The 14,619-nt window shown below is 59.6% G+C and carries 10 protein-coding genes; 1 reads left to right on the forward strand and 9 read right to left on the reverse strand.

The genetic code is table 11. The annotated features are described in order from the left end of the window. Positions 1-14: 14 nt before the first annotated feature. Positions 15-1,832: a phosphogluconate dehydratase gene (gene edd / locus DKW72_RS14025; protein ID WP_111643014.1), complete on the reverse strand. Its 1,818-nt coding sequence runs from the start codon at positions 1,830-1,832 to the stop codon at positions 15-17. Positions 1,833-2,017: 185 nt separating this feature from the next. Continuing rightward, positions 2,018-3,670 carry a glucose-6-phosphate isomerase gene (pgi, locus tag DKW72_RS14030; RefSeq protein ID WP_111643015.1) on the reverse strand — a complete coding sequence of 551 codons (1,653 nt, stop codon included), beginning with the start codon at positions 3,668-3,670 and terminating at the stop codon, positions 2,018-2,020. Between the two features lie 275 nt (positions 3,671-3,945). Between pgi and DKW72_RS14035 the strand changes: the two genes are divergently transcribed. Beyond that, positions 3,946-5,034, forward strand: a complete 1,089-nt coding sequence (locus DKW72_RS14035; RefSeq protein ID WP_111643016.1) for a beta-N-acetylglucosaminidase domain-containing protein — start codon at positions 3,946-3,948, stop codon at positions 5,032-5,034. Positions 5,035-5,168: 134 nt separating this feature from the next. Here the strand turns inward: DKW72_RS14035 and gorA are convergent, their stop codons facing one another. From gorA to DKW72_RS14070, 7 genes are all read right to left on the reverse strand, one after another. Further along, positions 5,169-6,527, reverse strand: coding sequence for a glutathione-disulfide reductase (gene gorA / locus DKW72_RS14040; RefSeq protein ID WP_111643017.1), 1,359 nt, complete (start codon positions 6,525-6,527; stop codon positions 5,169-5,171). A gap of 86 nt (positions 6,528-6,613) precedes the next feature. Continuing rightward, on the reverse strand, positions 6,614-6,853 hold the full coding sequence (locus DKW72_RS14045) for a hypothetical protein (RefSeq protein ID WP_111643018.1): 240 nt from the start codon (positions 6,851-6,853) through the stop codon (positions 6,614-6,616). Positions 6,854-6,980: 127 nt separating this feature from the next. Further along, positions 6,981-8,396 (reverse strand): siroheme synthase CysG, encoded by a 1,416-nt coding sequence (gene cysG, locus DKW72_RS14050; protein WP_111643019.1) that lies wholly within the window; start codon positions 8,394-8,396, stop codon positions 6,981-6,983. Between the two features lie 385 nt (positions 8,397-8,781). Continuing rightward, a complete protein-coding gene (gene serS, locus DKW72_RS14055; protein ID WP_111643020.1) occupies positions 8,782-10,065 on the reverse strand; it encodes a serine--tRNA ligase in 1,284 nt (427 codons plus the stop codon). A 13-nt stretch (positions 10,066-10,078) separates the two neighbouring features. Further along, complete coding sequence (locus DKW72_RS14060; RefSeq protein WP_111643021.1) at positions 10,079-11,434, reverse strand: replication-associated recombination protein A; 1,356 nt, start codon at positions 11,432-11,434, stop codon at positions 10,079-10,081. Beyond that, positions 11,434-12,060 carry an outer membrane lipoprotein chaperone LolA gene (lolA, locus tag DKW72_RS14065; RefSeq protein ID WP_111643022.1) on the reverse strand — a complete coding sequence of 209 codons (627 nt, stop codon included), beginning with the start codon at positions 12,058-12,060 and terminating at the stop codon, positions 11,434-11,436. Before lolA ends, DKW72_RS14060 begins: the two co-directional genes overlap by 1 nt. 20 nt (positions 12,061-12,080) lie before the next feature. Next, positions 12,081-14,369, reverse strand: coding sequence for a DNA translocase FtsK (locus tag DKW72_RS14070; protein ID WP_111643023.1), 2,289 nt, complete (start codon positions 14,367-14,369; stop codon positions 12,081-12,083). Positions 14,370-14,619 lie beyond the last annotated feature (250 nt).

A 14,619-nucleotide genomic window follows, 5' to 3' on the forward strand; every position in this document is an offset into this window, starting at 1 on the left:
CCGGTGTCGGCCTGTTATTCCCATTCGAAGACGGTAGCGCCTTCTTCCGCCATCCCCACGGCTGCGCGCAAGGGCGCGAACAGCTCACGGCCCATACCGTGGTGACGGAATCTCAGGTCTTCACGCGCGTGCTCGCGCTTGGCCAGTTCGGCCTCGTCCACCAGCAGTTCAAGGACCCCGGCATCCGGGTCCAACTCAATCATGTCACCGGCTTGTACCAGGCCGATCGGGCCTTCATCCAGCGCTTCTGGCGTCAGATGGATCGCGGCCGGTACCTTACCCGATGCACCAGACATACGCCCATCGGTGACCAGTGCTACCTTAAAGCCACGATCCTGAAGCACCCCCAACGACGGGGTCAGTTTGTGCAGCTCAGGCATACCGTTGGACTTGGGGCCCTGGAAACGCACCACCGCCACAAAGTCTTTTTCCAGCTCACCATTCTTAAAAGCATCGAGCATGTCTTCCTGCGTGTGGAAAACGATCGCCGGCGCTTTGACCTTGCGCTTCTCGGGCTTGACCGCCGACACCTTGATCACCGAGCGACCGAGATTGCCCTTGAGCAGACGCAGCCCGCCGTTGGTGTTGAACGGGTTGCTGGCCGGACGCAGCACATCGTCGTCCAGGCTCTGCTCGGGTGCGGGACGCCAGACCACCTCACCATTTTCAACAAACGGCTCCTGAGTGTAGGGCTCGAGTCCGCCCTCACCCATAACGGTTTTGACGTCGTCATGCAAAAGCCCGACCGAGCGCAGTTCGCGCATCAGGAAGCCCATACCACCCACCGCCTGGAAGCGGTTCACATCGGCCATGCCGTTGGGGTAGATACGACAAAGCAGCGGCGTGATATCGGAAATATCCGACATATCCTGCCAATTGATCTGGATACCCGCTGCCCGTGCCATGGCTACCAGGTGGATGGCGTGGTTGGTGGAGCCACCGGTCGCCATCAGCCCTACGATCGCATTTACAACGGTCTTTTCGTTGACGATGTCGCTCATCGACACACGATTATCCTCACGGGTAATCGCCGCCAACTGCTTGACCGCAGCCTGAGTAAGCGCCTCGCGCATATCCGTGCCGGGATTGACAAAAGAGCTGCCCGGCAGGTGCAGGCCCATAATTTCCATCAGCATCTGGTTGCTGTTGGCGGTGCCGTAGAAGGTGCAGGTGCCGGGGCTGTGATAGGAGTCGCTTTCCGCTTTCAGCAGTTCCTCGCGGCCTACCTTGCCCTCGGCAAACAGCTGACGGACGCGCACCTTCTCAGAATTCGGCAGGCCTGGGGTCATGGGCCCGGCGGGAATAAAGATCGCCGGCAGGTGCCCAAACGACAAGCTACCCATAAACAGCCCGGGGACGATCTTGTCGCAGACCCCCAGGCACATAAAACCGTCAAACATGTCGTGCGACAACGCAACCGCCGTTGACATGGCAATCACATCACGGCTGAACAGCGACAGCTCCATACCGTCGCGACCCTGGGTCACACCGTCACACATGGCGGGCACACCGCCGGCGAACTGGGCCGTCATGCCTTCTTTATGGGCCGCTTCCCGGATCGGCTCCAGGTAGGTGCCATAGGGCTGGTGCGCCGACAGCATCTCATTGTAGGCCGAAATCACCCCGAGATTGGGGGCATCGGTTCTGGCCAGGCGCTCCTTGTCCTCCTGGGGACTGGCGGCGAAGGCGTGTGCCAAGTTACCGCAGGACAGGCGCTGACGGGTCGGCCCGTCGTTGCGCATTGTGTTGACCTTTTCCAGGTAGGCCGCGCGGCTGTCACGGCTCCGCTCGGCGATTCGCGCCGTAATCTGTTGGAGCTTGCTATCAGTCATCTCAATACCATTCTTTGTGATAAGGCAGCCGTGGCGATGTTGTGTGCGCGAGTGGTTGGTCTCGCCCGGCGGCTAATACGGTCGACGACAGCCCGCGGGCCGTCGCAATTCTCTCTCACCTTATCCCGAACGGCCCCGTCCCTGGGGCCGTTTTATGTGCAGTCTTTGCTGCTTTTTTAGTCAATCTATTTGTTTTGACAATAGTAGTTTATCAGATTGCGGGTAGAGGCATCATGTCCGGGGTTGGATTTACCCTCCTCCAGCTCAGGAATAATACCGGCTGCCAGCACTTTGCCCAGCTCCACACCCCACTGATCGAACGAGTGCACTTGCCAGATGATGCCCTGGACGAAGATTTTGTGCTCATAGAGAGCGATCAATGCACCCAGGGTCCGGGCATCAAGCTTGTGCAACAGCAGAGTGTTGGTGGGACGATTGCCCGGATGTACCTTGTGCTCCACGATGGCTTCAATATGCGCATCATCCATGCCTTTGGATTTGAGCTCAGCACGCACCTGATCGGCATCAATACCGCGCATCATGGCTTCGGTCTGGGCAAAGAAGTTGGCCATCAGGGCGTCGTGATGGCCCGGCATGGTGTTGCTGCTGGTGATCGAGCCGATAAAGTCCGCCGGGATAATATCCGTGCCCTGGTGCAGCATCTGATAGAAGGCGTGCTGGCCATTGATACCGACCTCTCCCCAGATCAGCGGGCAACTGCCATAGCTCAGGCGCTCGCCGGCCCAGTTCACCGATTTGCCATTGCTCTCCATCTCCGCCTGCTGCATGTAGGCGGGGAAGCGGTGCATGGACTGGTCATAGGGCAGCAACGCGTGAGCACGATAACCCAGAAAGTTGCGATTCCAGACCCCGAGCAGTGCCAGCAACATCGGCGCATTTTCCGCCAGCGGTGCCTCGACGAAATGGCGATCCATTTCGTTGGCACCGGCAAGCAGATCTTCGAATGCCTCAAAACCGAGGTTGAGCGCAATAGGCAGACCAATGGCTGACCAGAGCGAGAAGCGGCCGCCGACCCAATCCCACATAGCAAAGATATTGTCTTCGTCGACGCCAAATTCTACGGCTTTCTCGATGTTGGAGGATACCGCGATAAAATGACGATTGGTGGTGCTTTCACTGCCACCGTTGTCCATAAACCACTGACGTGCCGTCTTGGCATTGGTCATGGTTTCCAGGGTGGTAAAGGTTTTAGAGGACACCACAAACAGGGTGGTTTCAGCATTGAGGCGCTTGAGGGTATCGGCAATTTGCGAGCCGTCGATGTTGGAAACATAGTGGACATTCAGGCTTCCATCAGCATGGGCACTGAGGGCCTCAGTAACCATGAGAGGCCCCAAATTGGAGCCGCCGATACCAATGCTGACCACATCCGTAATGGCTTTATCCGAGTAGCCGCGCCACTGGCCGCCCCGCACCCGCTCTACCAGGTCGCGCATCCGCCCCAGCTCGCGCTGCACTTCCGGGCGCACATCGGTGCCATCAATCACCAGTGGTTCGTCGGAGGGATCACGCAGCGCCACATGCAGTACCGCCCGGTCCTCGGTGCGATTGATTTTTTCGCCGGCAAACATCTTGTCCCGCCAGCCCTCGACGTCCACCGCCTTTGCCAGCGCGAACAGCTTGTCCCGGGTTTCTTCGGTGATGCGGTTCTTCGAGTAGTCGAACAGAAAGTGCGGCAACGCCAGAGAGAATTTATCAAATCGCTGGTCGTCTCGATCAAACAGGTCGCGCAGATGGGTACCACTCAGTGTTTGAGCGTGTGCTTCCAGAGCTTGCCACTCCGGCAGCTGGGTACGGCTTGCTGTCGCTTTAGTCATATACGTCTTTTCCTTCACCAGAGAGTGAGATGCCCGCTCCGCAGAGCCTGACAACACTACACACACAACAACCCCTGAAGCCTCAAAGCCTCACAGGAATCGCCACTATTTGTATTATTATATCTTAATACTTCTAGTCGAAGTAGCTTGCATTATCGCATACTCGCTACTCTGTCTCTCTCCAGGCGGGTTGCCGCTGCTGCGCAGTGGTTCCCTTCATACGGCCAACTCAGTATGCTCTGTTGTTTTAAGACGCCACTCTAAGGGGCTTTAATGTGACCGCAAAACCACCGATACGGCCCGGCAGCCTGGGCATTATAGAGGGTTTTTTTGGGCGTTGCTGGAGCTGGAACGAACGCCGGGACATGGCCCGCTTCAGCGCTCACTCCGGGCTCGGCTTTTACCTCTACGCCCCCAAAAGCGACAGCCGCTTGCGCCGGCTGTGGCGTCAACCCTGGAATGACGCCGACTTACGCGCCCTGCTTGAGCTGCGCCGCGAGTGCCAGAGCCTGGGCCTGGCCTTCGGGGTAGGGCTCAGCCCGCTGGAGCTCTACCGCGAACCGGGCGCCGACGCCTGTCGCGCGCTGGCCGAAAAAGTCCGCTACCTCAACCGCCTGGAGCCCGACTGTCTGTGCCTGCTGTTCGACGATATGCGCGGTGATCTGCCCGCACTCGCCACCAACCAGATCGATTTGGCGCATTGTGCCGCAGAACACAGCGTCGCCGAGCAGTTAATTCTGTGCCCAACGTATTACAGTGATGATCCGGTATTGGAAAAGGTCTTCGGCACCCGGCCCGCCCACTACTGGGAGACGCTGGGCGAACGACTGGATTCACACATAGGGATCTTTTGGACGGGCCCGACTGTTTGTTCGGACCGGTACCCGGCTGAACACCTCCTGGAGGTGGGCGCCCGACTTAAGCGCCAGCCAATTTTGTGGGACAATTATCCGGTTAATGACAGCAGTGTCAAGTCGCAGCTGCTTCAGCTGCGCGGGGTCGATCGAAGCCACGGCCATCTTCCTGCACTGGTAGGGGGGCACGCCATCAACCCGATGAACCAGCCGTACTTGTCGCGCATCCCCCTGCTCAGCGCCTCTGAAGCCTACCGCCTGGGGGACGCCTACTCGCCTGAACACGCCTTTGAATCTGCCTGTCGAGCACTTGCCGAAGAACCGCTGGCGACCGCCTTGATTGAAGATACGCCGCTGTTTCAGGACCGGGGGCTCGGGGCGCTGACGCAGGCGGAACAGACCCGCCTCCGGCAACGCTACCAACAATGGGCCGATGATCCGATGGCCCGAGAGGTGGTGGCGTGGCTTAATGGCGAGTATGCGTTTGATCCGGCGTGTTTGACCGATTAGTGAGAGTGGGTGCCTCAGGTGTCGGATTACCCCCTGCGGACTAATCCGACCTACTCGAACGCTGGCGCGCTGCACCGCCCCTTTTTTTGGGGTTGGGTGCATGGTTGTCGGATTACGGCTGCGCCTAATCAGACCTACTCGGGGACGGGTTCACGCAAGGTGACGAACTCCTCGGCGGCAGTGGGATGGATACCCAGGGTTCGATCAAAGTCCGCCTTGGTGGCACCGGCAGTCATGGCAACGGCCAGGCCCTGAATGATTTCTCCGGCCTCCGGCCCCACCATATGGCACCCCACCACTTTGTCGGTGGCTTTGTCCACGACCAGTTTCATCAGGGTCCTTTCCGGAATATCCGTCAGACTGTACTGCATGGGCCGAAAGCGGGTTTTGTAAACCTCAACAGCCTCACATTGCTCACGCGCTTCCGCTTCGGTCAGACCGATAGTGGCGATCGGCGGCTGAGTGAAGACCGCCGTCGGGATGCGCTGATAGTCCAGGGGAGGCGCTTCACCTTCGCCGTAGAGGTTGCGCACAAGGCTCATGGCTTGCGCCAGAGCCACTGGGGTCAACTCGGCATGGCCAACCATGTCCCCCAAGGCGTAAATGGACGGTTCGGCCGTCTGAAAGCGCTCATCCACCACCACCGCGCCCCGATCATTCACTTGCACCCGGGTGTTCTCGAGCCCCAGCCCGTCGAGTTTTGGCCGTCGACCGGTGGCATACATCACTTGCCCCACCTCAAACTCACGGCCATCCTGCGTGCTTGCACGCAAGCCTTTGTCGTGTTTGATCACTTGCGCGATATCGGTATTGAAGTGAAGGTGAATGCCCTTCTCGCGCATTTCTTCAAGCACCGCCTCGCGCACATCCTGGTCAAAACCGCGCAGAAACATCGGGCCTCGGTAGACCAGGTGAGTCTCGACACCCAGGCCGTTGAAGATACCGGCGAACTCAAGCGCAATGTAGCCGCCTCCCACCACGACGATGCGCTTGGGCAGCTCATCCAGATAAAACGCTTCATTGGAGGTAATCACATGTTCACGGCCGGGAAACTCTGGCACCCAGGGCCAACCGCCAACCGCAAGCAGAATCCGCTCGGCGGTATAGCGCTTGCCTGCGATCGAAACGGTGTGGGCGTCCACCAAACTGGCCCGTCCGTTCAACAACGTGACCCCGGCGTTATCCAGAAGCTTGGCATAGATGCCATTCAGGCGTTCGATCTCACGGTCTTTATTGTCGCGCAACTCGCGCCAATTAAAGCGCACGGCCCCGGGATGCCAGCCGTAACCAGGAGCCATATGGAGGGTTTCACTGAAGTGAGCACCGTAGACCAATAGCTTTTTGGGCACACAACCCACATTGACGCAGGTTCCTCCCAGGTAGCGATCCTCCGCCACCGCCACCCGCTGCCCCATCTGCGCGGCCATGCGACTGGCGCGCACGCCTCCGGAACCGGCGCCGATTACCAGCAGATCATAGTCGTATTGGCTCACACTTCACCTCGTCACAGAAAAATTCCAATATGTGACAAGGATACACCAAGCAGGCTGGCGATTGGGGGGGCAAGAGGTCGGCGCGGTCAGACTTCGATATCGATTTTGAGTCGACCTCGCCGGTCATTGGCCCGGGTATCGACCAGGACATCACGGTCCTCCCGGCGACGGTCGTTACGCCGGCGTTCGACTTTCGGCGACGCCTCAAGCTCGCCGAGCCGGTCGACGACCTCGCTCACCGCCATGTCGTGTTCTTGCGACTTGCCGGTCACCGCCTTGGTCTTGATAGTAGGTCGAATCGTGGAGACAGGGCCCAGATAGACCATGATCACCTCCCGGCCAACGCCGATTTACAAGGGTTATATGTTACTTGTCGACATTGGACCGTAAAACTTTATAAACGATCAGTGAAAACCACGATTTCGTCACATTTTTGACGCCCCTTCCCTGTAATCACTCCTCGCCGGCCACGATCTGGGCATGCTTGCGATCCGATACAAACCAGTTCAGCTGGCCATGCAGGGTGACCACCTCCCCCACAATCAGCAGTGTCGGGCCGTGCACATCATTGGCTGCGACCAGATCGGATATGGTCGCCAAGTCGCCGATCAATACCCGCTGATCCCGGGTAGTGCCCTTCTCTACCAAGGCCACGGGCGTGCCCGGTGCCCGCCCGTGCTCCACCAACGCCTGGCAGATCTCACTCAGGCCCACCAGGCCCATATAGAACACCAATGTCTGGCCTGGCATCGCCAACTCGGGCCAGCTGACATTGGGCTGGCCGTCTTTCAGGTGACCAGTAATAAAACGCACCGATTGCGCGTGATCTCGATGAGTGAGCGGGATCCCCGCGTAAGCGGCACAACCGGACGCTGCGGTAATGCCCGGCACCACCTGAAAGGGGATCCGGTGGCTGGCAAGCAACTCGATTTCTTCGCCACCCCGGCCAAAAATAAACGGGTCGCCGCCCTTGAGGCGCACCACCCGCTTGCCCTCCTGGGCCAACTCGACCAGCAGCTCGTTGATATTCTGCTGAGGCATGGCGTGATCACTGCGCCGCTTGCCCACATAAATTCTATCCGCATCCCGGCGCACCAACTCCATAACCTCCGGGGACACCAGACGGTCGTAGAGCACCACGTCGGCCTGCTGCATCAGGCGCAATGCCTTGAGCGTCAGCAACTCCGGGTCCCCCGGCCCCCCGCCAATCAGGGCCACCTCGCCGCGTCGGTCAACCGCATCCGGTGCCGCCAGGGTATCGCCAAGCAACTGCTCGGCCTCCTGCTCCCGACCACTGAACATCAACTCCGCCACCGGGCCCTGAAAAATACGCTCCCAAAACCGGCGCCGATCCGCTTCCACAAACGCGCTCTTGACGCGTTCGCGCCAACGGCTGGCCAGCTGCGCCAGGCGCCCGTAAGTGGCGGGTATCAATGTTTCCAACTTGGCCCGCACCATACGCGCCAACACCGGTGCCTCGCCGCCACTGGAGATGGCAATCACCAGAGGTGAGCGATCGACGATGGCCGGCGTGATATAGGTGCACAGGGCGGGACTGTCGACGACGTTGACCGGCAGGTAGCGCGCCTGCGCCTCGTCCGAAACCTGCTGGTTGAGGGTTTCAATATCCGTTGCCGCAATGGCGAGCACGCAGCCGTCGAGATCAGCGGTGGCGTACTCACGCCAATGCACCTGCCCGCCATTCTGTTCAGCGAGTTGCACCAGCTCGTCGGAGACACTCGGCGCCACAATGCGCAAGCGCGCACCGGCCCGAGCCAGCAACCGCCCCTTGCGGGTGGCGATGTCGCCTCCGCCCACAATCAGGCAGGTGCGCTGTTTCAGATCGAGAAATACGGGGAAATAATCCATAACGTCAGCTTTCCAGCCCTCTTTGCTTGTCTCTTGCGCCCTGAGGGCAATCGGATAAGGGCTAGAGACGGTGAATGTAGCACTGAGGCGACTGAGGGGGTGAGTACTTCTGAAACCCTCTCTTCAGGGATGAAGAGAGGGAGCTACAGGGATGTATTCATCGCGTTTTCAGAAGTACTCACCCCCTCAGTCGCCGGAAGGATCTACGAAGCGAGTGGCTCGCACTGCCTCAGCTCTAAACCGGCTCAGAGGTAAGGCGCTCGGGTAGAGGGGGCTGGGACACGCTGTAAATACATCCCTGTACGCTCGAAGTCGGCATCCATGCCTCCTACGGCCCCAGCCCCCTCTACCCGAGCACCGCCATCAACATCGGTGGCCTCGGTCCTTAAGCTTTGGTGAGCACCTCGGTGCCAGCCATATAAGGCTTCAGCACCTCCGGCACCACTACCGAACCATCCGCCTGCTGATAGTTTTCCAACACCGCCAACAACGTCCGACCTATCGCCAACCCTGAACCGTTCAGCGTATGCAACAACTCCGGCTTCCCCGTCTCCGGGTTGCGGAACCGCGCCTTCATCCGCCGGGCCTGGAAATCGCGGAAGCTGCTGCAGGAGGAGATCTCCCGATAGCGCGCCTGAGACGGAATCCAGACCTCAATATCATAAGTCTTCGCTGCCGAAAAGCCGATGTCGCCGCCACACAGAATCACCGTGCGGTAGGGCAGCCCCAACTTTTGCAGAATCGTTTCCGCATGACCGGTCAAGGTTTCCAGCGCTTCGTCGGACTGCTCCGGGCGCACAAACTGCACCAGCTCGACTTTTTCAAACTGATGCTGACGGATCATGCCGCGGGTGTCCTTACCGTGGCTGCCCGCCTCACTGCGAAAGCAGGGAGTGTGGCAGACCAACTTGAGCGGCAGTGCCGCAGCGCTGTCGAGCAGCTCGTTGCGCAGTATATTGGTGACCGGCACCTCGGCGGTGGGGATCAGGTAAAAGCCGCGTTCGTCGTCGAGCTTGAACAGGTCTTCTTCAAACTTGGGCAACTGACCGGTGCCAAACAGGGATTCCTGATTGACGATGTAAGGTACGTTGACTTCTTCATAGCCGTGTTCGGCAACATGGGTATCGAGCATAAACTGAATCAGCGCCCGGTGCAGACGGGCGATCCCCGAGCGCATCACGGCAAAGCGCGCGCCGGTGATTTTGCTCGCGGTGTCAAAATCCAGACCGCCCAGAGCCGCACCCAGATCGACGTGATCCTTGGGTTCAAAGTCAAAGGTCGCGGGGGTTCCCCAGCGGCGCACTTCGACGTTGTCGTCTTCGGTTTTACCCTCGGGGACTTCCTCGGCGGGAATATTGGGAATGCCGCTGATGAGGTCATCCAGCTCTGCCTGGACAGTATCCAGCTCTGCCGATGCGGTGCTCAGGTCGGTTTTCATCTGCTCAACCTGAGCCAACAGGGGCGCGATATCTTCACCCCGGCTCTTGGCCTGGCCAATGGACTTGGCGCGGGCATTGCGCTCTTTCTGCAGATTTTCCGTGGTCATCTGAATGTCCCGGCGACGGGCTTCCAGATCCTTGATCCGGGCCACGTCCAGATCGAAGCCGCGTTTTTTCAAAGCGGCGGCAACGTCCTCGGGCTGGGTGCGCACAAATTTCGGGTCCAACATAGTGTGATATCCGTTATCCGTCTTGGTCGTGATCGGTGTCATAGCGCTTGAACGGACTCTGCGCGTCGAGGGTCCGCAAGTGTGCCAGTTTTTCGCGTATTTTCAGTTCCAGGCCCCGGTCAACCGGGTGGTAGTACTGGCGCTCGGCGAGTGCCTCCGGGAGGTAATTCTCCCCCGCCGCATAGCCGCCCGGTTCGTTGTGGGCGTAGCGGTACTCGGCCCCGTAATCGAGGGATTTCATCAGCTTGGTGGGCGCGTTGCGCAGGTGTACCGGCACCTCGTAGGTGGGGGCCTGACGCACCTCGGCCATGGCCTGGTTGAAGGCATTATACACGGCATTGCTTTTGGGTGCCGACGCCAGATAGAGCACCGCCTGGGCGATGGCCAACTCACCCTCGGGGCTGCCCAGGCGCTCCTGTACATCCCAGGCATTGAGCGCCAGACTCAGGCCGCGCGGGTCGGCATTGCCAATGTCCTCACTCGCCATGCGCACCACCCGCCGGGCAATGTACAGAGGGTCACAACCGCCGTCGACCATGCGCGCAAACCAATAGAGCGCCCCGTCCGGTGACGAACCGCGCACGGCTTTATGCAGGGCGGAAATCTGCTCGTAAAAGACATCGCCGCCCTTGTCGAAGCGACGCACGTCACTGGCCATCACCTCTTTCAGCACCGCCTCGGTGACGACCCGCTCGCCCCCCCGCTCTTCCGCCAGGTCGGTGGCGATTTCGAGCAGGTTGAGCGCCTTGCGGGCATCGCCATCGGCGGCCTGTGCCAGGGTCTTCAGCAGATCCTCGTCAATACGAACACTGGCCGCCAGCCCCCGCTCCGGATCGGTGAGGGCCTGCTGAATGACCTGCTCCAGGTGCTCGGGCGTCAGACTGCGCAGCAGGTACACCCGGCAGCGCGAGAGCAAAGCGTTGTTCAACTCAAAGGAGGGGTTCTCGGTAGTGGCACCGATAAAAATCAGCGTGCCATCTTCTACATAGGGCAAAAAAGCGTCTTGCTGGGACTTGTTGAAGCGGTGCACTTCATCCACGAACAGGATGGTTTTACGGCCGCTGGCATGACGCTCCTGCTGGGCCACCGAGACCGCCGCGCGAATATCCTTGACGCCTGAAAGTACGGCAGAAAGGGTTTCAAAACGGGCATTGGCCTGCTCGGCAAAGAGCCGCGCCAGGGTCGTCTTACCGACCCCGGGCGGACCCCACAAGATCATGGAATGCAGGTGCCCCCCTGCAACCGCCTCATGCAAGGGTTTGCCCGGTGCGAGAATATGCTCCTGGCCAATGTAGTCAGCCAGGTTGCGGGGCCGCATGCGGGCGGCCAGGGGTTGGTAGACGGGCGCGTCGTTAAAGAGGTCGGCCATTACTCGGTCATGATATCGACGCCTTCTGGCGGCTCAAACTCGAACAGCGCGGCATCGATGGGTTGGTTGCGTTGGGCAGGACTCAAGGCAAATACCGAGATTTGTCCCAGGCTGTCCTCCAATCGAATTTCCGTCAGCACATCGGCGTTGAATACCAGCGTCAGTTCCTGAAACAGACCTTCGCGCTCAGTCGGTGAAAGCAAGTACGCCGATCGGTCGTTCTCGTCCGGCAAGCGCTCAATCACAAAATTGTCCTGCAGCTTTTCCAGATCACCACTGAGCAGCAATGCCGGCGTGCGCTGCACATCCTCGGTAAACTGACGCAGGGTCGCCTGCTCCAGATCAGGATCGTACAGCCACACCACTTCGTGGTTGGACACCAGCAATTGTTCATAGGGCTCACGGGTGTGCCAATAGAACTGCCCAGGGCGCTGCACCGCAAACTCGCCGCTGCTGTCATCGAGCAGGGTCCCGTCGCTGTCCATCAGGGTCTGCTCGAAATCGCCGCGCATGCTGTCGGTAGCCGCCAGGCGATCGCGCAACTGTTCGGCCGCGCTCTGAGCCAAAGCCGGTAAGGTCAACAACAACCCGAGAGTTGCCACTGCAAACTTGAACGTGTTTCCCATAGCGTGATGTATCCGTTGTCTTAGTGTTTCGGTGCCAGTACTTCCCGGGTGCCGTTGTGTCCCGCCTCGGAGACCACACCGGCCGCCTCCATGGCGTCGATCAGGCGCGCGGCGCGGTTATAGCCGATACGCAATTTACGCTGTACCGCCGAAATTGAGGCCTTGCGCGAGTCGATGACAAAAGCCACGGCCTCGTCGTAAAGCGCATCGCCCTCCGGGTTGTCGTCACCGCTGCCCTCGCCCCCGGCCATGCCGGGTACGGGAATACTGGAGTTGTCTTCGGTAATGCCATCAATATAATCCGGCTCGCCGCGCCTTTTCCAATCCGCAACGACACTGTGCACCTCATGGTCGTCCACAAAGGCCCCATGAACACGCACCGGTACGCTGGTCCCCGGAGGCAGGTACAACATATCACCGTGGCCCAGCAGCTGCTCGGCGCCCCCCTGATCGAGAATGGTGCGCGAATCAATCTTCGATGACACCTGAAACGCGATCCGGGTAGGAATATTGGCTTTGATCAAGCCGGTAATGACATCCACTGAGGGCCTTTGAGTCGCCAAAATCAAATGAATTCCCGCCGCGCGGGCTTTTTGTGCAATGCGGGCAATCAGTTGCTCCACTTTCTTGCCCACAATCATCATCATGTCGGCAAATTCATCGATCACCACAACAATGGCGGGCAAGGGCTCCAGGTGTGGCGCCTGGGCTTCCGCTTCACCCGCTTCGTAGTGTTCATCGGGCTTGAACAGCGGGTCGACAATAGGCTTGCCCGCCTTCAGGGCATCTTCCACTTTGCGATTGAAGCCGGCCAGGTTGCGCACGCCCATGGCGGCCATCAGTTTGTAGCGCCGCTCCATCTCCCCGACACACCAGCGCAAGCCGTTGGCGGCGTCATTCATATCGGTAACCACCGGTGTGAGCAGATGCGGAATGCCCTCATAGACCGACAGTTCAAGCATTTTGGGGTCGACCAGCATCAGGCGCACTTCCTGAGGCGACGCTTTGTACAGCAGACTCAGCAACATCACATTGACGCCCACGGATTTACCTGAGCCGGTGGTGCCCGCGACCAGCAGATGGGGCATCTTGGCCAGGTCCGCCACGATCGGCTCGCCGGAAATATCGTGCCCCAGCGCCATGGTCAATCGGGACTTGGCGTGATCGTAAACGTCCGAGGCCAACACTTCGCTCAGGCGCACCATTTCCCGGTGTTCATTGGGGACCTCGATCCCCATCACCGATTTACCGGGAATCACTTCCACCACCCGCACGCTGATTACGGCCAGTGACCGCGCCAGGTCCTTCGCCAGGTTGGTAATACGGCTGGCCTTGATACCCGGCGCGGGCTGAATTTCAAAACGCGTCACCACCGGGCCCGGTTGGACCGAAACCACTTCGATCTCGATACCGAAGTCCTTGAGCTTCAGTTCCAGCAGCCGGGACATGGCTTCAAGGGATTCTTTGGAATAGGCCTTGTCGCTATGGGGGTCGGCCGGATCGAGCAAGTCGATCGCAGGCAGGTCGCCAATCGCTTCGCCGCCACTGCTCTTAGCGGCAAAGAGCGAGGTCTGCTGCACCTTGGGCCGGGGCTTGGGGGGTTCGCGCTTGGGCGGCTCCGAAATCACCGGTGGAATGCGCTTGGCCTTCTCCTCGGTATGTTTCTGCACCACGTCCCGCCGCTTTTGCTGAGCTGCCTTGGCCTGGCGCGCCTCGTCCCGCCGGCGCTGCCACTGGGCAAAGACATCACGCAGCTTGTCGTAACCCAGCAGGGTCAGGCGCCCTATTTCGTCCATTAAACCGAGCCAGGACAAATCGGTAAAAATCGTCAAGCCAAACAGGAATACCGCCAGCAACAGCAGCGTGCCTCCGGTGTAACTGAAGGCCGACTCCACCCCCTCGGCGACGGCGGCGCCAAGCAGGCCGCCATTGGAAAACGGCAAACCGCTGCCGTCGGGGTAATGCATGGAGGCCAAGCCGGTGCCCGCGACCATCACCAGAATCAGCCCGATGGCGCGCAGCGCAAACATCAAACCTTCGAATTCCGGGTGGGCGCGCTCCCGGAACAGGCGCCAGGCCCGGTAGGCCAGCATCAGAGGAAACAAAAAGGCCAGATAGCCGAACAGGGAAAAGAAGATATCGGATAACCAGGCACCCGCCGGCCCACCGGCATTCTCCACCCGCATATTATCGCCCGTGCGGGACCAGCCCGGGTCGCCCGTATCGTAGGTCAGGAGTGCGAGCAGCAGCAAAGCGCACACCGCCAAGAGCGCGATTAACGCGCCCTCGCGGACAACGCGCCCAATCATACTCTCAGCCCGAGTACCACCCGCGGCTGTCTGTTTGGTATTTTTTCGAGTCAAAAGCCCAATTCCCACATTATCGTTTGCGCCTGTGTCTGGCGGTCGCCATTGTAACAAGGCTGGCCAGGTTTTCACGGGCTGGCAGCTCAAATCCAGTAATTTAGCAGTATGCTATATTTCCCGCCTACCTCATAGAGGGTAACAATGGCAGGTATTTAGGCAGACTATTTTGCGCCCGGCGGGCGGATCACTTATC

The organism is Marinimicrobium alkaliphilum (assembly GCF_003259155.1).
In the GTDB taxonomy this organism is placed as follows: Bacteria; Pseudomonadota; Gammaproteobacteria; order Pseudomonadales; family Cellvibrionaceae; genus Marinimicrobium_A; species Marinimicrobium_A alkaliphilum.

Coding starts and splice junctions, on each gene's coding strand:
- edd (WP_111643014.1), bottom strand. CDS start 1,832: ATGACTGATAGCAAGCTCCAACAGATTACGGCGCGAATCGCCGAGCGG.
- pgi (WP_111643015.1), bottom strand. CDS start 3,670: ATGACTAAAGCGACAGCAAGCCGTACCCAGCTGCCGGAGTGGCAAGCT.
- DKW72_RS14045 (WP_111643018.1), bottom strand. CDS start 6,853: ATGGTCTATCTGGGCCCTGTCTCCACGATTCGACCTACTATCAAGACC.
- cysG (WP_111643019.1), bottom strand. CDS start 8,396: ATGGATTATTTCCCCGTATTTCTCGATCTGAAACAGCGCACCTGCCTG.
- serS (WP_111643020.1), bottom strand. CDS start 10,065: ATGTTGGACCCGAAATTTGTGCGCACCCAGCCCGAGGACGTTGCCGCC.
- DKW72_RS14060 (WP_111643021.1), bottom strand. CDS start 11,434: ATGGCCGACCTCTTTAACGACGCGCCCGTCTACCAACCCCTGGCCGCC.
- lolA (WP_111643022.1), bottom strand. CDS start 12,060: ATGGGAAACACGTTCAAGTTTGCAGTGGCAACTCTCGGGTTGTTGTTG.
- DKW72_RS14070 (WP_111643023.1), bottom strand. CDS start 14,369: ATGATTGGGCGCGTTGTCCGCGAGGGCGCGTTAATCGCGCTCTTGGCG.